This window comes from Allobosea sp. P4_E12, from assembly GCF_056401655.1.
Genome location: NZ_JBFUIY010000002.1, coordinates 217188 through 236377, shown reverse-complemented (window position 1 = coordinate 236377; position 19190 = coordinate 217188). Strand labels below are relative to the sequence as shown.

Genomic DNA, 19190 nt, shown 5'->3' with positions numbered 1-19190 from the left:
CGGATATCAATGGCCATTTTCCGTGATAGCCTTTATCTATCTTCGAATATTCCGGAGCTTTTAGAGAATAATCCCGTGCTCGATCGAACCGACCGGCGTATCCTCGCCATGCTGCAATCCGACGGGCGCATCGCCGGCGTCGAACTGGCTGAAAAGGTTGGCCTGTCGCCAACCGCGACCGGTGAGCGACTGAAGCGGCTCTCGCGAGACGGCTACATCACGGGCTATCGCGCGACGCTCGATCCGCTGAAGCTGGGGCTGCATCTGCTGGTCTTCGTCGAGGTCTATCTCGACAAGACGACGCCCGACGCCTTCGAGCGTTTCGCAACCGCGGTGAAACGGGCGCCCGAAGTGCTGGAATGCCACATGGTGGCCGGCGGTTTCGACTATCTCGTGAAGACGCGGGTGGCCGATATGAACGCCTATCGTCGTTTCCTCGGCGAAGTGCTGCTGGCGCTGCCGGCGGTGCGTGAGACGCGGACCTATGCCGTGATGGAGGAGGTCAAGACCGACGGAGCGCTGCCGCTTTAGCCGATCGCGATCGGGCCTGGTGACGTCGCGTTATATTTTAGGCGCAGTGCATGCATTTTCGGCGCTATGCGCTTGACCTTGTTTTGTATTCGGCCAGTTTGAGCATAGGACGCCACGGCATGGGATTTGCTGGTCGCGTTCCGTTCGAACGGGTCCTGCCGACCCGCCTGCATGTGATGATCCGGAGCTGCCGATGTCGACGAACCCGTTCCGCCCCACGATGCTCTCCCGGCGTGGGATGAGCCGTGCGCTGGGCGCCCTGGGGCTCGCCGCAGCCTGCCTGACCGGCGCGGGTCCCTCCTTCGCTCAGACCGCCGTTCGCTTCACGCTCGACTGGCGCTTCGAGGGCCCGGCTGCGCTGTTCCTGATGGCGCAGGAGAAGGGTTATTTCAAAGCCGAGGGCCTCGACGTCACGATCGACACGGGCAACGGCTCGCGCGAGGCGATCCCGCGGGTGGCGTCCGGCACCTACGATGCCGGCTTCGGCGACGTGAATTCGCTGATCCGGTTCCGCGACGAGAATCCCAGCGTCGATCTGAAGGCGGTGATGATGGTCTATGACCGGCCGCCCTTCTCGATCGTCGGCCGCAAGAGCCGGGGCATCAGCGCAGACGTGAAGAGCCTCGAGGGCAAGAAGTTCGGCGCGCCGGCGGCTGACGCGGCCTTTGCGCAATGGCCGATCTTCAAGACCGTCAACAAGCTCGACGACAGCAAGATGCGGATGGAGAATGTCGGCTTCCCCGTGCGTGAGCCGATGTTGGCCTCAGGCGAGGTCGACGCGGTGTTCGGCTTCGCGAACTCCTCCTATATCAACCTGAAATCACGCGGCGTTCCCGTCGACGACATCGTCACTCTGCTGATGTCGGATTACGGCGTCGAGCTCTACGGCAATGTCGTGATGGTCTCGCCGAAATTCGCGGCCGAAAAGCCCGAGGCCGTGCGTGGCCTGCTTCGGGCGATCACCAAAGGCGTTCGCGACACGGTGGCCGACCCGGAACTCGGCGGCAAGCTCGTGATCCAGCGCAACGATGTCGCCAAGCTCGAGGTCGAGGTCGAGCGCCTCAAGATGACGATCGCCCAGAACGTCATGACGCCAGCAGTCAAGGCCGATGGCTTTGGCGGTATCGACAAGGCGCGCTGGGAACGGGCGCTGGACCAGATTGGGCTGACCTTCACGTTCAAGGACAAGGCGAAGGCCGGGGCGGCTTTCGACGACAGCTACCTGCCGCCTGTGGCCGAGCGGAAGTTCTGATGCGCTCGACCTTGCGGGCTCGCGCTTGAGCGCCTTCGTCGAACTCCACGAAGTTACCCATGTCTACGGCGGAGGCGAAAGCACCCCCGCCGTGGACGGGCTTTCGCTGAAGATCCGGGAGGGCGAGTTCGCGGCGATCGTCGGCCCCTCCGGCTGCGGCAAGTCCACGATGATGAAGCTCGCGACCGGCCTGCAGCGGCCCCGGCGCGGCACGGTGATCGTCGCCGGGCAGGGGGTGACGCAGCCGATCAAGATCACCGGCATGGCCTTCCAGAATCCGGTGATGCTGCCCTGGCGCACGACATTGCGGAACCTGTTGCTGCCGCTGGAGATCGTCGAGCCGCATCGTTCGCGCTTGCGTGCCAACAAGTCGGATTATGTCGCGCGGGCCGAGGCTCTGCTCGCCAAGGTCGGACTCGAGGGCATGGGCCAGAAATTCCCCTGGCAGCTGTCCGGCGGCATGCAGCAACGCGCCTCGCTGTGCCGCTCGCTGATCCATGAGCCGAAGCTCCTGATGCTGGATGAGCCCTTCGGTGCGCTCGATGCCTTTACGCGCGAAGAACTCTGGTGCGTGATCCGCGATCTTCATGCCGAGCGCGGCATCACCGTGATCCTGGTGACCCATGATCTGCGCGAGGCCGTTTTCTTGGCCGACCGGGTGTTCTGCATGTCGGCGCGGCCGGGGCGGATCATCGCCGAGCGCGAGATCGATTTTCCGCGCCCGCGTGATCTCGACATCACCTATACGCCTGAATTCGCGTCGGTCGTGCATGAGTTGCGCGGCCATATCCGTACGGCGCGGGAGGCGGCATGAAGCGCTCGCTCTGGCTGAGGCTCGCGCCCTATCTGTTCACGCTTGGCTTCTTCGCGATCTGGGAGATCGCCTGCCGCGCCTTCGCGATCTCCTCCTTCATCCTGCCGCCGCCCTCCGCGATCTGGGCTGCGTTGGTGCAGTATCAAAAGCCGCTCTACACGAACGCCTTTCACACGCTCTGGATGACCACGGCCGGCTTTGTGCTCTCGATCGTGTTCGGTCTGGCGCTCGGCCTGCTCGTCGGCTCGTCCCGGTTGATCTATGCGGGCCTGAACCCGCTGCTTGTCGGCTTCAACTCGATTCCCAAGGTCGCTGTCGTGCCGATCCTGGTGATCTGGTTCGGGGTCGGCTGGCAGCCGCCGGTGCTGACCGCGTTCGTGATTTCGTTCTTCCCGATCGTCGTCAATGTCGCGACCGGGCTGGCCACGATCGAGCCCGAGACCGAGGATGTGCTGAAGGCACTGGGTGCCAGCCGCTACGACATCATGACCAAGGTCGGGATTCCGCGCGCGCTGCCCTATTTCTTCGGGGCGCTGAAGGTTTCGATCACGCTCGCCTATGTCGGCTCGGTGATCGGCGAGCAGAATGCCTCCAATCTCGGCATCGGCAACCTGATCACCCGCGCTTCGGCTGATTTCAACGTGCCGCTGATCTTTGCGGCGCTGATCGTGCTTGCGGTCCTCGGCGTGCTTCTCGTCGCCATCGTCGACCTTGTCGAGAGCCGCATGACGGGCTGGGCCCGGCGTTCGCAGATGGCGAATGGCTGAGCAAGGTGCAGAGCGGATCTGACCTAGCGCCAAGGTGACAGCGCGGCGAGGGCTGCCTATCGTGCCGCGCCATCAACGCCGGACCCTCAATCTTTCATGCTTCCCGATTTGCGCGATTACGGCCGCCTGCGCGAGACCTTCCAGTGGCGGATTCCAGAGCGCTACAACATTGCTGTCGATGTCTGCGATCGCTGGGCCGCGCTGGAGCCCGACCGGCCGGCCATTCTCGACGTCGCCCCTGACTGGACGGTAACGCCGGTCAGCTTCGGCCGGTTGCGAGCGCAATCGAACCGACTGGCGACGGCGCTGTCGATGCGCGGCGTCGGCGTCGGAGATCGGGTCGCGATCCTGCTGCCGCAGGGAGAGGCCGTGCTCACCGCACATCTCGCCGCCTATAAGTTGGGCGCCATCGCGGTGCCGCTGGCCGCGCTCTTCGGGGTCGATGCGCTGGCCTATCGCCTGCGCGATTCCGGCGCGAGCGCGCTCATCTCCAATGCAGCGGGCTTGATGAAGGTTCGGCAGATTGCCGAGCCGCTGCCCGATCTCGACCTGATGGTGTCCACGGATGGCGCCGGGGCGGGTGCTGAGGACTGGGGGCAGTTGCTGGCGGATGCGAGCGAGGATTTCTCAGTTGCGGACACCGGGCCCGACGATCCGGCTCTGATGATCTATACCTCCGGCACCACGGGCAACCCGAAGGGCGCGCTGCATGGCCACAGGGTTCTGCCGGGGCATCTGCCCGGTGTGCAGATGGTGCACGAGTTCCTGCCGATGCCCGGCGACCTCGCCTGGACGCCGGCCGACTGGGCCTGGGCCGGCGGTCTGCTCAATATGCTGCTGCCGGCGCTGCATTTCGGCGTTCCGGTCGTGGCGCGCGCCCATACCCGTTTCGACCCCGAAGACGCCTTTCGGCTGATGGCCGATCTCGGCATCCGCAATGCCTTCATCCCGCCGACAGCGCTCCGGATGCTGCGCAGTGTGGGCAAGCCGCGCGACCGCTTTGACCTGAAACTGCGCACGGTCGCGGCAGCCGGCGAAGCGCTTGGAGCCGAGACGCTGAGCTGGGGCCGCGAGGCGCTGGGGCTGACGATCAACGAGGCTTATGGCCAGACCGAGTGCAATCTCGTGCTGTCGTCCTGCGCGATGATCGGCGTCAGCCGGCCCGGCTTCATCGGCAAGCCGACTCCCGGCCATGAGGTCGCGATCATCCGGCCCGATGGCTCGGAATGCGCGCCGGACGAGGAAGGGCAGATTGCCATCCGGCGGCCGAACCCGGTGATGTTCCTCGGCTATTGGCTCCGGCCGGAGGCGACGGTCGACAAATTCTTCGGCGACTGGATGACCACTGGCGATCAGGCCGTGCGGGATGCCGATGGCTATGTCCACTTCGTCGGCCGCGACGACGATGTCATCACCTCATCGGGGTATCGGATCGGGCCGGGGGAGATCGAGGACTGCCTGCTGAAGCATCCGGCGGTTTCGCTGGCGGCGGTCGTCGGCAAGCCGGACGAACTCCGGACCGAGATCGTCAAGGCCTTCGTCGTGCCGAATGCCGGCTTCGCGCCTTCGCAGGATCTGGCCGGTGAACTTCAACGCTTCGTGCGCGAGCGGCTCTCGGCGCACGAATATCCGCGCGAGATCGCCTTTCGCGAGGAACTGCCGCTGACGACGACGGGCAAGATCATCCGGCGGCTGTTGCGCGCGGAGGCGTGAGCGCCGCCGAAGCCTGACCAAGGAAGGCGGCCCAGAGGCGCTGCACCATCGCCTCGTCGAGGTCCTTGACGATGAGGACCAGGCGCGAGCGTTGGTCTGCATCAGGCCAGCTGTCGAGCAGGATCGGGGGATGCAGGATCTGCTGGACCGCATGGACCAGCAGCGGCTGGCCGGCGTGTTCGGCTATGGCGACGAGCCCCTTCAGCCGCAGGAGCTTCGCCCCGTGGGTCGAGCGCAGCAAGGTCCAGAACAGCTCGAAGGTCGCCAGATTGATCGGAGCATCAGCCGAGAGCGAGAAGGCGCGGATGCTCTCGTCATGCCTGTTCACATCATGATGATGATTGTCATGCCCGTGCCCGTGTCCATCGGCGTGATGATCGTGATCGTGATTGTGATGGTGATGGCCGCCCGAGCCGGTCGCCAGAGCCTCGACGGCAAGCCAGTTCCGCAGGGCCTGGGGCCTGTCGGCAAGGTCGTAGAGGCCGGCGCTGATCAAGTCCGCAGCCGGAGCATCCGGCGCGAGAAGGTTGATCCCGGGATTGAGCGCCAGGAGTCGCTGGCGTAGCACCTCGACCGCCTGACCATCCGCGACCAGGTCCGCCTTGGTCAGCACGATCCTGTCGGCCGCGACCACCTGCTTGCGCGCCTCCTCATGGGCGTCGAGCGTCGCCATGCCGTTGACAGCATCGACCAGCGTGACGACGCCGTCGAGCCTGAAGCGCATGGCGAGATAGGGGTGGTTGATCAGCACATTGAGGATCGGTGCCGGGTCGGCAAGGCCGGTGGTCTCGATCACCACGCGTTTGAATGGCGCGATGCGATGGTTGTCGCGGCGGCGCAAGAGGTCTTCCAGCGTGACGATGAGGTCATCGCGGATGGTGCAGCAGAGGCAGCCGGAGGCGAGCAGAACCATGTTCTCCTCGACACCCTCGATCATCAGATGGTCGAGCCCGATCTCGCCGAACTCGTTGACGATCACGAGGGTATCGGCAAGCGCGGGGTCCTTGAGCAGCCGGTTGAGCAGGGTCGTCTTGCCGGCTCCAAGGAAGCCCGTGAGCAAGGTCAACGGGATCGGGATGGGTCTCTGGTCGCTACCGGTCATGTCGGGCATCATCGATCAAGGCTAAGGGCAGGCACGCGTCGCGCCCGATTTTGTTCCAATATTACATTAGCCATGATCGCGACGACGACAAGGGCGCCGCCCGCATATTGCAGCGCGCCGACCCGCTCACCTAGCATCACGGCGGCTATCCCGACGGCAAAGACCGGCTCGGCACAAAAGGTGAGGGCAGCGGGGCCTGGCGCGACACGGGCCAATGCCATCACCTGGAACAGGAAGCCGACGAGATAGCCGCCAATGGTGATCGCGACGGCCATCGGTGCCAAGGCCAGCGCGCTCGGAAGGGCAAAGCCGCCAACGAAAGCGAGAATGCCCGCTGTCACCGGCAGGATGAGCAGATGCGACCACAACAGTTTTGGCGCGAGCGGCGTCGCGGCGCAGGCGGAGCCCGCGAAAAACTGTGCCGCGGCCGCGAGGCTGGCTGCGAGCGCGAGCGCAAGCCCGCGCGGATCGAGCCCATGCAGATCGGGCCCGACGACCATGCCGACACCGAGAAAGGCGGTCAGCGCCACCGCAAGTCGGTCGAGGCTGAAGCGCGCAGGCGTCAGCAGCGGCTCGGCCAGGACGATGATAACCGGGTAGGTGTAGAAAATGACGGCGGCGACGGTCACGGGCAGGAAGGCGACCGAGGACAGGTAAGCCGAGCCGACGAGAGCGCTGGTCAGGCCGAAGGCCAGCAGCGCCCGGTATTGGTGCCGCGGAACCCTGAAGTTTGCCCGCAGAAGCCAGGCGGCTCCGGCCACCAGCGCGAGCATGATGAAAACCCGGTAGAAAACCAGCAGCGGCCCGCTCAGGCCGGCCTGGCCCGCGAGCTGGGCCGAGACGATGTTGCTGCCATAGGCGGCAGCCGAGGCAAACGCCAGGGCGATGCCGTGTCGACTGGCGGTGCGGGCTGTCTCGGCGCGCACCCTCCAGGACTCAGGCGTCGTCGTTCACTTTGGCTTTCGGCTTGACGGGGGGCTTCACGGCGCCTGTGCGGGCCGGCTGAGGCTTGGGTTCGCTCTGCCCCGGCTTGGTCTTGGCCTTTGCCGCCGCTTCCGGCTTGGCCTTCGCCGCCGCGTCGGGCTTGGCGGGGGCCGGCCTTACTGGCGGGCGGGCGGCCTGTTTGATGCCTGCGGCCGAGCCTGGGCGCAGGCTGGACGCCGCCGCCGCGCCGGGCCGGATCGCGCCCTGCAGCTTCATGGGGCCGCTCTGGAAGGCATTCGACGGAGGCTGGACATCCTCGCTGCTCGGAGCGAAGGCCGTCGTCCCGCGCGGAATGGCGCCATTGCTCGAGGCGGTGCGTGTCGATGGGCCGGATGCTACTCCGGCGGACACCGGGGCTCCTGGCGTAATGACCGGCGCGCGATCGCGGGCGAACTGCGTGTCGGGCCGCGCTGTGACATTGGCGGCGAGCGGGGCCGAAGCAGAGCTCGGTGAGCGGCCGAAGGAGACCTGTACCGGTGTCATGGGCGCGCGCGGCCCGAGCGTGATCCGGCCGGAGGGCGTGCGCATCAGCAGGGCGCCTGTGGCGCGAGCCTGCGGCTGCGGTCCGCCGAAGCGCTCGCTCATGGCGTTGTCATTGCCGCTGCCGGATGCGGCATTGGCGGCGATGGGGCCGGACACGTCGGAATCGTCGGCCAAAGCCACGCCGCCGCCTCTGCGGCGAACCTCGTCGCAGATATTGTTGGCGCGTCCACCATTGCCGGAGGGCAGGCTGGCGAGGGTGTAGCCGGAGCCTCCCCATTTCGAGAAGCCGTCATCGAGCAACTGCGCCGCCTTGACGGTGCGTTCGGAGGCGGACAGCGCACCCAGCACGACCGCGACGAGCGTGCGGCCGCCACGCGTCGCCGTCGCCACGACGTTGAAACCCGAGGCACAGACGAAACCGGTCTTCATGCCGGAGATGCCGGAATAGCGTCCGACGAGGCCGTTCGTGTTCTGGAGAACCTGCTTGCCGAGCTGAACCGAGCCGGTGTTCCAGTAATCGGAATAGTCCGGGAATTCGCGCATCAGCGCCATGGCGAGAACCGCGAGGTCGCGGGCGCTGACCTGCTGGTTCGGATCATGCCAGCCATTCGGATTGGTGAAGACCGTGTCATTCATGCCGAGGCGCTGGGCTTCGGCATTCATCATCCCGACGAAGGTCTCGACATCGCCGCCGACGCCCTCGGCGATGACATAGGCGATGTCGTTGGCCGATTTCACCATCATGATGCGCAGGGCGTTGTCGAGCGTGATCTCCTGCCCGGCGCGGATATAGACCTTGACGCGCGGCTGGCTCGCGGCCCGCTTCGAGGCGGGGATCGCCGTTTCAAGCGCGAGCTTGCCGGCCCGCACTGCCTTGAGCGCCAGATAGGCCGTCATCATCTTCGTGGTCGAGGCCGGGTGCCAGGCCTGGCTGGCATTCTCGCTGGAGAGAACGGCGCCACTGGACGCATCGACCACCAGACTCGTGCCGGCGAGGGCCGGAGCGCTGACGGACAGGGCAAGGGCGAGGACAGCGAGACGGGGAGCGTTCATCGGGCGGGTCTTGAGCCTGTCTGGACGAGGGTTGAAGGCGCAGGGTTCAACGCGACGCGTGCGGCATTTTCGAGACGGCGCGACCGATCGGCCCGCCCATGGACGCATACCTACCCCCAGCGGAGCGATTTGCCTAGTCATGTCGGGCGGCCGTAAAGCCTTGGTCACAGTTCCAGCCCCGGATGCCCGCGTGAGCTTTACCCTCTTCTGGATCCCGGCAACGATCGTCGCCTCGCTGCTGCAGACGGCGCGCAACCTCACCCAGCGCTCGCTGACGGAGGTGATCGGCGTCGTCGGCGCGACGCAGGTGCGCTTCCTGTTCGGTCTGCCCTTCGCGCTGCTGTTCCTGCTCCTCGTCTGCCTTGGCCTGGGGCGCCTGCCGCCGCAGATCAGCCTTGCGACGCTCGGCATCACGAGCTGGGGCGCGCTGACCCAGATCGCGGCGACGGCCCTGATGCTGGCGGCGATGAGAGAGCGCTCCTTCGCCGTGACCACCGCCTATACCAAGACGGAGCCAGTCCAGGTGGCGGTCTTCGGAGCGCTGCTGCTGGGGGATGCGCTGAGCCCGGCGAAATTCGCAGCGATCGTGATCGCAACGGCCGGTGTCGTCCTGGTTTCCTGGAAGCCGGGCGAAAAGCTGAGCCGGGCGGGCCTGCGTCCCGCGCTGCTCGGCATCGGCTCAGGCGCCTGCTTCGCGCTGTCGGCCATCGGCTATCGCGGCGCGATCCAGTCTCTGCCGGATGGCGACTTCCTGATCCGGGCGACGACGACCCTTGCTCTGGGGCTGGGCCTGCAGACACTGATCCTGACGCTCTACATGCTGATCGCCAACCGCAAGGCGCTGGTCCTGAGCCTGAAGAACTGGCGCCGTTCGCTGACGGCGGGTTTCCTTGGCGCGGCGGCTTCGCAGTTCTGGTTCATCGGCTTCTCGCTGACGACGGCGGCCAATGTCCGGACCCTGGCTTTGATCGAAGTGCCACTGGCGCAGATCGCCTCGCGCAAGATGTTCTCGGAAGGTACGACGCGGCGCGAACTGCTGGGCATGGCAATGATCGTCTTCGGTGTCGGCCTGCTCCTGATGCTGGCGATTTAGCCGGCCGCCGCTCCACGGAACCGCTTGGGCGACTATCTTGCGGACACGGCCGATCTTGGGTGCCTGACAGGTTCGACCCAGCGCCGATATACGACATGTCCGGTGGTTCCTGTGACCGATCATGGTGCTGCGATAGCACCGCGCTTGACCTACGCATATCTCGGCGGTTATGAGTCAAATCAATAGCCAATGAGTTATGGGTTCCGATGCTGAACGCTCACGACGCGCTCTTCAGGACGCTCGCCGATCCGACGCGGCGGGGCATTTTCGAACGGCTGTGTCGCGAAGGTGAGCAGACGGTCGGGGCACTCACAGCCCAAGCCGGGATCTCGCAGCCGGCCGTTTCAAAGCATCTCGGCATTCTGAAGCAGGCCGGGCTGGTGCGGGATCGCCATGAAGGGCGTCAGACGCATTATAGCGCGCAAATCGGCGCCCTGGGCCCGCTGATCGACTGGACGAACCAAATGGCCGGGTTCTGGCACAGTAAATTCGACGACCTCGAAGACCTGCTGAAGAGGATGGACCAATGAACGAAACGTCGACCGAAACGCTCTCGGTCGTTGTCGAGCGTGAGATAGCCCATCCGCCGGAAAAGCTCTGGCGCGCTCTCACGCAACCGCATCTCATCGAGGAGTGGCTGATGAAGAACAACTTCAAGCCAGATCTGGGCCACCGGTTCAATCTCAGCGCGGACTGGGGCGTCGTCGAGTGTCAAATTCAGGCGATCGAGCCGCACAAGACGCTGACCTACACGTGGAACACCAAGGATCTCGAGAGCGTCGTCACCTGGACGCTCATCCCTACGAGCACCGGGACCTTTCTGCGCATGGAGCAGACGGGGTTCAGGCCGGACCAGCAGCCCTATTACCGGGGAGCAATGGCTGGCTGGCCGCGGTTCTTTGGAAATCTGGAAGAGGTCATGGCGCGGACGGATTGACGTCTGCGTCGCCCGATCCGCTGCACCTTGCCCTCAGAGGAGGTCCCAATGAACTGGAACGACTGGATTCGGCAGATCCACCGCTGGATGTCGATTATCTTTACGGTGGTCGTCATCGCGATCTTCATCGCCTTGGGCCTTGGGAAGCAGCCTGCCGAGTGGGTGTATTTCCTGCCGCTGTTCCCGCTCTTCGTGCTTCTGCCCACCGGTCTCTACATGTTCGCGCTGCCCTATGCCGCCAAATCGGGCGGCGGCCGACGCACCGCGAGACAGCAGTGAAGATGATGACTGGGATGTCCAGAAAGCCGGAGCAGGCCACGGAGAACGAGGCCGCCGAGCCGGTTCTCGAGAAGCGGGCCAGACCGCGCAAATCGGCGCTGAAGGCGCAGCCGGGCGAAGTCGTCCTGCTTTCGGGTGGCAATCCCCAGATTGCCAAGGGCTATGGTGACGCCCCCGTGCAGGCCTATATCGCGGCCATGCCGGGCTGGAAAAGCGACGTCGGACGCCGCCTCGATGCCATCATCGAGCGCACCGTTCCCGGGGCGCGCAAGGCGGTCAAATGGAATTCGCCCTTCTACGGAGTGGAGGGTCAGGACCAAGGCTGGTTCCTCGGCTTTCATTGCCTCACGACATACGTGAAAGTTGCGTTCTTCCGCGGCGCATCGCTGAGCCCTGTTCCGCCCGGTGCGTCCAAGCAGAAGGACGTGCGCTATCTCGATATCCATGAGGGCGAACTCGACGAGGCGCAGTTCGCCGCTTGGGTGAAACAAGCCAGTCAGCTGCCCGGCGAGAAAATGTAGGCCGTCAGTTGGACGTGCCGCGGGCACAGGTGGACGCGGAAAGCTCGACCAGGCAAGCCCAGCACAGTCTCCAGCGTCATGCAGAGAGCCGGCGCAGAATGCGCGAACAGGCTCATCCTCTCCCCTCATGGGCGGCAACGCGCTATATCGTTACGAGCGGGGCTTCGCGGGCAGTCCCCCTTTCTGCGCACGGCCGGATTGCGCTGTTTCCGGCTTGAACGATACCGTGGTCGGGCGCAGATAAGTGTAACTGCACATTACTCTGAGAGGTCGTCATGAGCGCTGCAATCGTCGGCTGGGCCCACACGCCGTTCGGCAAGCAGGATGCCGAAACCATCGAGAGCCTGATCGTCCGCGTGGCGACGGACGCGTTGGTCGATGCCGGCATTACCGCCGAACAGGTCGATGAGATCGTTCTCGGCCACTACAATGCAGGCTTCTCCGCCCAGGATTTCACGGCCTCGCTCGTGCTGCAGGCGGACCCGGCGCTGCGCTTCAAGCCGACGACGCGGGTCGAAAATGCCTGTGCGACCGGCTCGGCCGCCGTGCACCAGGGCGTGCGCGCCATCAAGGCCGGCGATGCCAAGATCGTGCTCGTCGTCGGCGTCGAGCAGATGACCAAGACACCTTCGGCCGATATCGGCAAATTCCTGCTCAAGGCCTCCTATCTGCCGGAAGATGGCGAGACCCCCGGTGGCTTCGCCGGTGTGTTCGGCAAGATTGCCGCCGCCTATTTCCAGCGCCATGGCGATCAGTCGGATGCACTCGCCATGATCGCGGCCAAGAACCACAAGAATGGCGTCGAGAACCCCTATGCGCAGATGCGCAAGGATCTCGGCTTCGCCTTCTGCCGCGAGGAGAGCGAGAAGAACCCCTATGTCGCCGGGCCGCTGAAGCGCACCGATTGTTCGCTGGTCTCGGACGGCGCTGCCGCGCTGGTACTGGCCGATCAGGCGACGGCGATGGAAATGCGCCGGGCCGTCGGCTTCCGTGGCATGGCCCATGTCCAGGACTTCCTGCCGATGTCGAAGCGCGACATCCTCAAATTCGACGGCTGTGCCGAAGCCTGGAAGAAGGCGCTCGCCGATGCCGGCGTCACGCTGGATGATCTCTCCTTCGTCGAGACGCATGACTGCTTCACCGTCGCCGAGCTGATCGAATACGAGGCGATGGGCCTGACGAAAGAAGGCGAGGGCGCCCGCGCCATCAAGGAAGGCTGGACGCAGAAGGGCGGCAAGCTGCCGGTCAATGTCTCCGGCGGCCTGAAGGCCAAGGGCCATCCGATCGGCGCGACCGGCGTCTCGATGCATGTGCTCAGCGCTATGCAGCTCACTGGCGAGGCGCCCGAAGGCATGCAGGTCCAGGACGCACGCCTGGGCGGTATCTTCAACATGGGTGGGGCTGCGGTGGCCAACTATGTCTCGGTGCTCGAGCGGATCAAGTGACCGTCTGACGTGACGATCTTCCTGGCGCTGCTGCCGGCCTATATCCTCTCGATCTTCTACCGATCCTTCCTGAGCGTCATCGCCAGCCCGGTGATGACGGATCTGGGGATCGGGCCGCGCGAGCTGGGATTTCTGGGCGCGGCCTGGTTCATAACCTTCGCCCTGGCGCAGTTCCCGGTCGGCTGGGCGCTCGACCGGCTGGGGCCGCGCCGGACCGTCGCCGTGACGATGGCAATCGGCTCGGCCGGCGCCTTCCTCTTCGCGACGGCGACCCACGCTGTCACCGGCACGCTCGGCATGGCGATGCTCGGGCTTGGCTGCTCGCCGATCTTCATGTCTGCGCTGTTCCTGTTCGCACGCACGCAAGATCCCAAGCGCTTCGGTTTCCTGACCTCGGCCTTTATCGGCCTCGGCTCGATCGGCAATCTCGTCGGCGCGGGCCCGCTGGCGGTCGCGGCTGCCCGCTTCGGCTGGCGGCCGTCGATGCTGGTCGTGGCCGCCTGCTTCCTGGCCGCGACCGTGGTCGCCGCCGCGCTGGTTCGTGATCCGCCCAGGGCCAAGGCGGCCTCAGGCGGTGACGAAGGCCTGCTCAAGGGGCTGCGGAGCATTCTCGCGCTCCGTCCGCTCTGGCTGCTCGCGCCGATCACCCTCACCGGCTACGCGATCATCGCGACGATCCGCGGTCTCTGGATTGCGCCCTTCATGAGCGGCGTGCACGGTTTCGATGCGATCGCCAGCGGCCATGTCGCAACGGCGATGGCGATGACCATGATCGCGGGCGCCTTCCTCTATGGTGGGCTCGAACAGCGGCTCGGCCGCAGCAAGCCGCTGGTCCTGTGGGGGACGGTGCTGACCGCGTTCTGTTTCATCGCCCTGGCACTCTGGGGGGATGCGCATTCGGCGCTGGCCATCGGCCTGTTCGCGCTCATCGGCGCGACGGGGTTCACCTATGCGGTGTTGATGGCGCATGCACGGCTGTTCTTTCCCGAGCACCTGATCGGGCGTGGCATGACCTGCATCAATTTCCTGTTCATTGCAGGCGCAGCGGCGATCCAGTCCGGCTCGGGCTGGTTCATCGCCGAGCAGCGCCAGGCCGGACTCGACGCCGCGACCACCTTTGCCCATCTCCATTGGGGCTTTGCGGCGCTGCTGCTCGTCCCGAGCGCGATCTACGCCTTCATGCCGGAGCGGCCGGGCAAGAGCTGATCGGCCAAGAGCTGATCGGCTCAGGCCTCTCCCGGTGCCTTGGCGACAATCGCCAGCGCATGCACCCGGTCGGCCAGTTCCTGGGCCAACGCCGCGTTGACGAGGCGATGACGCTCCAGCCGGCTCTTGCCGGCAAAGGCGGAGGAAACGAGCTCGACGCGAAAATGCGTCTCGCCGCCCTCGCGCCAGCCACCATGGCCCTGGTGCTGATGCGATTCATCGATGACACGCAGATGCTCCGGCGCCAGTGCCGAATCGAGCTTGCTGGTGATGCGTTCCGCCATGCTGGTCATCTGTCGCCTCGTTCCGCTGGGCCGTCAGCAATCGCGGATTGCTTGTCCGGTCTCCGTCGCCGTTTCATAGTCGCCGCCTGGTGTCAGGTGAATGCGGCATTTCGCTGGAGGTTGGGATGAAGACGAGAACGGCGTTCGCTCTTGGGCTGTTGACGCTGCTCGGAGCCGCTCCCGCTCTGGCGCAGGAGGAGGGCAAGGTCGCCGACTACAAGCAGAGCGAGGCCGTGCTTGCCCGCTACAAATCCGTGCCGATCCCGCTGGCGACGCCGTCGCTGACACGCGGCACGCCCGGGCTGACCACGCAGGCCGAGCTCGACGCCTTCGTTGCCGATCTCGCCGCCAAGGCGCCGGCCCAGGTCGTGCTCGGCTCGCTTGGCACGTCGCAGCAGGGACGTGATCTGCCCTATCTGATCTTCTCCAAGGAAGGCGCCAAGGATGCGGCGGCGCTCAGGGCGTTGGGGCGGCCCATCGTCTGGTTCGTCGGCCAGCAGCACGGCAACGAGCCGGCCGGTGGTGAAGCGATGCTCGCACTCGCCAATGATCTGGCCACGACCGACCTCAAGGCCGTGCTCGACAAGCTGGTGGTGGTGATCGTGCCGCGCACCAACCCTGACGGGGCAGCGGCCGACAAGCGCACCGGTGCCAACGGCTTTGATCTCAACCGTGATCACCTGCTGCTGACCTTGCCGGAGACGAAGGCGCTGCATGCCAAGCTCGCCGAGCTGCCGCCCGACGTCATCGTCGACGTGCATGAGTTCTCAGTCGCCAATCGCTGGCTCGAGAAGTTCGGCGGGCTCAATGCCGCCGATGCTATGATCCTCTACGCGACCAATCCGGCCGTGCCACAGCAGACGACGAAGCTCGCGTCCGAGCTGGTCAAGCCTGCGATGGACAAGGCAATGGCCGAGAACGGGCTCTCCTCCTTCTGGTATTTCACGACGGGCTACAACAAGGACGACAAGGTCGTCTCGATGGGCGGCAATGCGCCCGGCATCGCGCGCAACCTGTTCGGACTTTCGGGCGCGGTCTCCTTTCTGATCGAGACGCGCGGCGTCGGCCTCAAACTCGAGAACCTGGAGCGGCGCATCGCGACGCATTACGTCATTTCCCGGTCGGTTCTCGATACGGTCGCCGCCAATGACAAGGCGGTGCTGCAGGCGGTCGCGGCTGCGCGCGGCGAACTGGCGAAGAACGAAGGCGAGCTGGTCGTCGGCCACCGCATTGCCACCGTCAAGATGGCGATCCCGCTGGTCAATCCCGACACCGCTTCCGACATGCCGACGGAAGTCGATTTCCGCGACTCGCGCCAGGTGACGATCACCGGGCGCCGGGTGCGGCCGGAAGGCTATATCGTGCTGGCCTCGGGCCAGCCTGCGGTTGAAGCCCTGAAGCTGAAGGGCATCGCCGTCTGCGCATTGGGCGGGCCGGCTTCGCTCGATGTCGAGGCCTTCGTCGTCGAGCAGAAGGGGACGGTGAAGAAGGCCGATCGCGAGAACATCAATCCGGACCAGGCGGTGAAGGTCGAGCTCAGGCCGCGCCGGCTGGACGTTCCGGCGACCGCAGTCTTCGTGCCGATGACGCAATCGGGGGCGAATGTCATCGCCGCCTCATTCGAGCCGGATTCTCCGGGCTCTCATGTCGGCGTCGGCTTGGTCGAGGTCGCGGCGGATTCGGGCGAGGCTCCGATCTACCGCGTGCCGCGTGGGGCCAGGCCGATATTGGCTTCGGGCGGTGATCCCGCATGCAGCCGTTGAGACTGGCGCAGCGCGTCATTATCTAGGACGCATTGACGGCCACCCGGATTGCTGGGATTCTGACGCGATGGGGGCCGATCTCTGCAGCGTTTCGAATGTGTCCGCCGCAGGCGCCTGACAGCGCCTGTCGTGCAGAGCTTGTCCGTTTGGCTTTCCGCCCGCATAACCGAGAGACCATGAATTTCAATTCTCGCCTTTTCGACCGGATCAGGATCGGCCCTTCCGAGGCGGAAGAGGTGGTCGAGACTGTGGCTGTGCGCTGCGACCATTCCGGGTGCCAGCGCGCCGGTGAGTTCCGCGCGCCGAAGGGCAGGGGGCGGGAAGGCCAGTTCTTCCAGTTCTGCCTCGAACATGTGAAGGCCTATAACGCGACCTATAACTACTTCTCCGGCATGAATGACGAGGCGCTCGCCGCCTATCAGAAGCAGGAAGAGATCGGCCACCGGCCAACCTGGAAACTCGGCGTCAATTCCAAGGCGGCACGCATGTCGCAGCGCGGACGCGCGGCGGCTGCCGGCGATGCCGGGCCCGAGGTGCAGGACGGTTTCAACATCTTTGGCACGCGCAGGGAGCAGCAGGCTGCAAAGCCGGAGCCCCGCGTCGGCGCCGTGGCGCGCAAGGCGCTCGATGCGCTTGGGCTGGACGACACGGCCGATTCCGTCGCGATCAAGGCGCGCTACAAGGAACTGGTGAAGCGCTTCCACCCCGACGCCAATGGCGGCGACCGCTCGCGCGAAGGCACGCTGCAGGAGATCCTCAAGGCGTATCAGCAGCTGAAGACCACGGGGCTGGTCTGAGACGACCTATCGGGCCCTCCGGGATGATCATGTGACGTAACCTGCTGCGCTGCCGGTGCGCCGGCTCGCCCATCTACCCCCGGCGGGTTTGCCGATGGCGCGCCGAGTGCCCTATTTCTGCGTTTTCGCCGCGAGCCCGGCGACATCCGCGATGATCCCGTCCAAGGCGAAATCCTTCGGCGTATAGACCGCGGCCACGCCCATGTTGCGCAGGGCATTCTCGTCATCGGGCGGGATGATGCCGCCGACCACGACCGGGATCGTCATGCCGGCGACGCGCAGCCGGGCCGTGACATCGCGCACCAATGGCAGATGCGAACCGGAAAGGATCGAGAGGCCGATGATGTCGGCCTTGGTCTCCTGCGCCTGCGTGACGATCTCCTCAGGGGTCTGGCGAATGCCGCCATAGTTCACCGCCATGCCGGCATCGCGGGCGCGGACGGCGATCTGCTCGGCGCCGTTGGAGTGACCGTCGAGGCCAGGCTTGCCGACGAGGAAGCGCGGTGGGCGTCCGAGTTTTTCGGTCGCGCGCGCGACCGCGGCCTTGACGGTCGCAAGGCCGGGATCGTCGCCCCGCTTGCCGGTGTCGACGCCGGTCGGGGCGCGATACTCGCCAAAGATCTCGCGCAGGGCCTGGGCCCATTCGCCGGTAGTGACGCCGGCCTTGGCGCAGGCGATCGAGGCCGGCATGACGTTTCGGACTTCCTTGGCGGCTGCCGAGAGCTCCGCGAGCGCAGCCTGTGCTGCCTTGTCGTCGCGGGCCGAACGCCAGGCCTTGAGCCGGCCGATGGCTTCCATCTCGACGGAATCCGGCACGGTGACGACATTGCCCTCTCCGGCCGAGAGCGGTGAGGGCTCGCTGGTGGTGAACTTGTTGACGCCGACGACGATCTGCTCACCGCGCTCGATCGCCTCGATGCGGCGTGCGCCGTTCTCGACCAGCGCCTGTTTCATGTAGCCGGACTCGACTGCGGCCAGCGCGCCGCCCATGGCATCGATCTTCGCGAGTTCGTCGAGGGCTGCGGCCTTCAACTCCTCGACCTTGGCGTCGATTGCCGCCGAACCGTCGAAGATGTCGCCGAATTCGAGCAGGTCGGTCTCGTAGGCCAGGACCTGTTGCATGCGCAGGGACCATTGCTGGTCGAAGGGGCGGGGCAGCCCCAGGGCCTCGTTCCAGGCCGGAAGCTGAACGGCCCGCGCGCGTGCCTTCTTCGAGAGCGTCACTGCCAGCATCTCGATCAGGATGCGGTAGACATTGTTCTCGGCCTGCGGCTCGGTCAGGCCAAGAGAATTGACCTGCACGCCGTAGCGGAAGCGGCGCATCGCCTCCTCCTGCACGCCATAGCGCTTCAGCGTGATCTCGTCCCAGAGATCGACGAAAGCCCGCATCTTGCAGAGTTCGGTGATGAAGCGCATGCCGGCGTTGACGAAGAACGAAATGCGCCCGACGATTCCCGGAAATTCCGCTTCGCTGACCTCCGGCTGGGCCCGAATCGAGTCGAGCAGCGCGATCGCGGTCGCGAGCGCATAGGAGAGTTCCTGCACCGGCGAGGCGCCCGCTTCCTGCAAATGATAGGAGCAGACGTTCGTCGGGTTCCATTTCGGCAGCTCACGCGCCGTGAACACGACGATATCGGTGGTCAGCTGCATCGAGGGGCGCGGGGGGAACACATAGGTGCCGCGCGACAGGTATTCCTTGACGAGATCGTTCTGGGTCGTGCCTTGCAGCGTCGCGCGCGGCGCGCCCTGCTCATCGGCAACCGCGACGTAAAGCGAGAGCAGCCAGGCGGCGGTCGCGTTGATCGTCATCGAGGTGTTCATCTGCGCCAGCGGGATCTGGTCGAACAGAGCCCGCATGTCGCCGAGATGGCTGATCGGCACACCGACCTTGCCGACCTCGCCGCGCGACAGCACATGGTCGGGATCGTAGCCGGTCTGGGTCGGCAGATCGAAAGCGACGGACAGGCCGGTCTGTCCCTTGGCGAGATTGGTGCGATAGAGCTTGTTCGACTCGGCCGCGTCCGAATGGCCCGCATAGGTGCGGAAAATCCAGGGTTTCTCACGCTGCGCCGGCTTGTCGCCGATTGGGCCGATCGCGTTCATCGCCGCTCCCTTGCCGTTCCACCCTGGACCCAATGCAATCTCAATGTTGCACTGCGGCGAAGA

Annotated in this window: 19 protein-coding genes; 14 read left to right on the top strand and 5 right to left on the bottom strand. The window is 65.4% G+C overall.

All coding sequences use genetic code 11. The features are described 5' to 3' along the window. Window positions 1-75 precede the first annotated feature (75 nt). The 5 genes from AC1DW9_RS03190 to AC1DW9_RS03170 all read left to right on the top strand — a co-directional run bounded on the left by AC1DW9_RS03190 (window position 76) and on the right by AC1DW9_RS03170 (window position 5077). Window positions 76-531, top strand: a complete 456-nt coding sequence (locus AC1DW9_RS03190; protein WP_441488044.1) for an Lrp/AsnC ligand binding domain-containing protein — start codon at window positions 76-78, stop codon at window positions 529-531. Window positions 532-724: 193 nt separating this feature from the next. Further along, window positions 725-1783: an ABC transporter substrate-binding protein gene (locus AC1DW9_RS03185; protein ID WP_441504440.1), complete on the top strand. Its 1059-nt coding sequence runs from the start codon at window positions 725-727 to the stop codon at window positions 1781-1783. Between the two features lie 25 nt (window positions 1784-1808). Next, window positions 1809-2597 (top strand): ABC transporter ATP-binding protein, encoded by a 789-nt coding sequence (locus AC1DW9_RS03180; RefSeq protein ID WP_441504441.1) that lies wholly within the window; start codon window positions 1809-1811, stop codon window positions 2595-2597. Then, window positions 2594-3364 carry an ABC transporter permease gene (locus AC1DW9_RS03175; RefSeq protein WP_441488047.1) on the top strand — a complete coding sequence of 257 codons (771 nt, stop codon included), beginning with the start codon at window positions 2594-2596 and terminating at the stop codon, window positions 3362-3364. Before AC1DW9_RS03180 ends, AC1DW9_RS03175 begins: the two co-directional genes overlap by 4 nt. A 96-nt stretch (window positions 3365-3460) precedes the next feature. Then, a complete protein-coding gene (locus AC1DW9_RS03170; protein WP_476775596.1) occupies window positions 3461-5077 on the top strand; it encodes an AMP-binding protein in 1617 nt (538 codons plus the stop codon). On the opposite strand, the gene AC1DW9_RS03165 is transcribed toward AC1DW9_RS03170, so the two are convergent. From AC1DW9_RS03165 to AC1DW9_RS03155, 3 genes are read right to left on the bottom strand one after another with little or no spacing between them, the layout of a single operon-like run. Next, window positions 5046-6188 (bottom strand): CobW family GTP-binding protein, encoded by a 1143-nt coding sequence (locus AC1DW9_RS03165; RefSeq protein ID WP_441504444.1) that lies wholly within the window; start codon window positions 6186-6188, stop codon window positions 5046-5048. The two genes, AC1DW9_RS03170 and AC1DW9_RS03165, sit on opposite strands and share 32 nt — an antisense overlap. After that, on the bottom strand, window positions 6188-7105 hold the full coding sequence (locus AC1DW9_RS03160; protein WP_476775597.1) for a DMT family transporter: 918 nt from the start codon (window positions 7103-7105) through the stop codon (window positions 6188-6190). Before AC1DW9_RS03160 ends, AC1DW9_RS03165 begins: the two co-directional genes overlap by 1 nt. A 10-nt stretch (window positions 7106-7115) precedes the next feature. Next, the gene (locus AC1DW9_RS03155; protein WP_476775598.1) at window positions 7116-8699 is read right to left on the bottom strand and encodes a D-alanyl-D-alanine carboxypeptidase family protein; all 1584 of its coding nucleotides are present in this window, start codon (window positions 8697-8699) and stop codon (window positions 7116-7118) included. A 190-nt stretch (window positions 8700-8889) separates the two neighbouring features. Between AC1DW9_RS03155 and AC1DW9_RS03150 the strand changes: the two genes are divergently transcribed. The 7 genes from AC1DW9_RS03150 to AC1DW9_RS03120 all read left to right on the top strand — a co-directional run bounded on the left by AC1DW9_RS03150 (window position 8890) and on the right by AC1DW9_RS03120 (window position 14180). After that, the gene (locus AC1DW9_RS03150) at window positions 8890-9792 is read left to right on the top strand and encodes an EamA family transporter (RefSeq protein ID WP_441488052.1); all 903 of its coding nucleotides are present in this window, start codon (window positions 8890-8892) and stop codon (window positions 9790-9792) included. A 206-nt stretch (window positions 9793-9998) separates the two neighbouring features. Beyond that, a complete protein-coding gene (locus AC1DW9_RS03145) occupies window positions 9999-10322 on the top strand; it encodes an ArsR/SmtB family transcription factor (protein ID WP_441488053.1) in 324 nt (107 codons plus the stop codon). After that, window positions 10319-10729, top strand: coding sequence for an SRPBCC family protein (locus AC1DW9_RS03140; protein ID WP_441488054.1), 411 nt, complete (start codon window positions 10319-10321; stop codon window positions 10727-10729). The genes AC1DW9_RS03145 and AC1DW9_RS03140 overlap by 4 nt, the downstream gene beginning before the upstream one ends. A 48-nt stretch (window positions 10730-10777) precedes the next feature. Continuing rightward, window positions 10778-11008 carry a hypothetical protein gene (locus AC1DW9_RS03135; protein WP_441488055.1) on the top strand — a complete coding sequence of 77 codons (231 nt, stop codon included), beginning with the start codon at window positions 10778-10780 and terminating at the stop codon, window positions 11006-11008. 5 nt (window positions 11009-11013) lie between these two features. Further along, on the top strand, window positions 11014-11529 hold the full coding sequence (locus AC1DW9_RS03130) for a DUF1801 domain-containing protein (RefSeq protein WP_441488056.1): 516 nt from the start codon (window positions 11014-11016) through the stop codon (window positions 11527-11529). A gap of 275 nt (window positions 11530-11804) precedes the next feature. Then, window positions 11805-12974: an acetyl-CoA acetyltransferase gene (locus AC1DW9_RS03125; protein WP_441488057.1), complete on the top strand. Its 1170-nt coding sequence runs from the start codon at window positions 11805-11807 to the stop codon at window positions 12972-12974. Between the two features lie 9 nt (window positions 12975-12983). Further along, window positions 12984-14180 carry an MFS transporter gene (locus AC1DW9_RS03120; protein WP_441488058.1) on the top strand — a complete coding sequence of 399 codons (1197 nt, stop codon included), beginning with the start codon at window positions 12984-12986 and terminating at the stop codon, window positions 14178-14180. Window positions 14181-14200: 20 nt separating this feature from the next. Here AC1DW9_RS03120 and AC1DW9_RS03115 read toward each other — a convergent pair whose 3' ends face one another. Next, on the bottom strand, window positions 14201-14473 hold the full coding sequence (locus AC1DW9_RS03115; protein ID WP_441488059.1) for a BolA family protein: 273 nt from the start codon (window positions 14471-14473) through the stop codon (window positions 14201-14203). 116 nt (window positions 14474-14589) lie between these two features. Between AC1DW9_RS03115 and AC1DW9_RS03110 the strand changes: the two genes are divergently transcribed. Both AC1DW9_RS03110 and AC1DW9_RS03105 read left to right on the top strand, forming a co-directional pair. Beyond that, window positions 14590-16227: a M14 family metallopeptidase gene (locus AC1DW9_RS03110; protein ID WP_476775599.1), complete on the top strand. Its 1638-nt coding sequence runs from the start codon at window positions 14590-14592 to the stop codon at window positions 16225-16227. 176 nt (window positions 16228-16403) lie between these two features. Next, complete coding sequence (locus AC1DW9_RS03105; protein ID WP_113512968.1) at window positions 16404-17024, top strand: DnaJ domain-containing protein; 621 nt, start codon at window positions 16404-16406, stop codon at window positions 17022-17024. 111 nt (window positions 17025-17135) lie between these two features. Here the strand turns inward: AC1DW9_RS03105 and AC1DW9_RS03100 are convergent, their stop codons facing one another. Beyond that, entirely contained in the window at window positions 17136-19127 is a 1992-nt protein-coding gene (locus AC1DW9_RS03100; protein ID WP_441504449.1) for a methylmalonyl-CoA mutase family protein, read from the bottom strand. Window positions 19128-19190 lie beyond the last annotated feature (63 nt).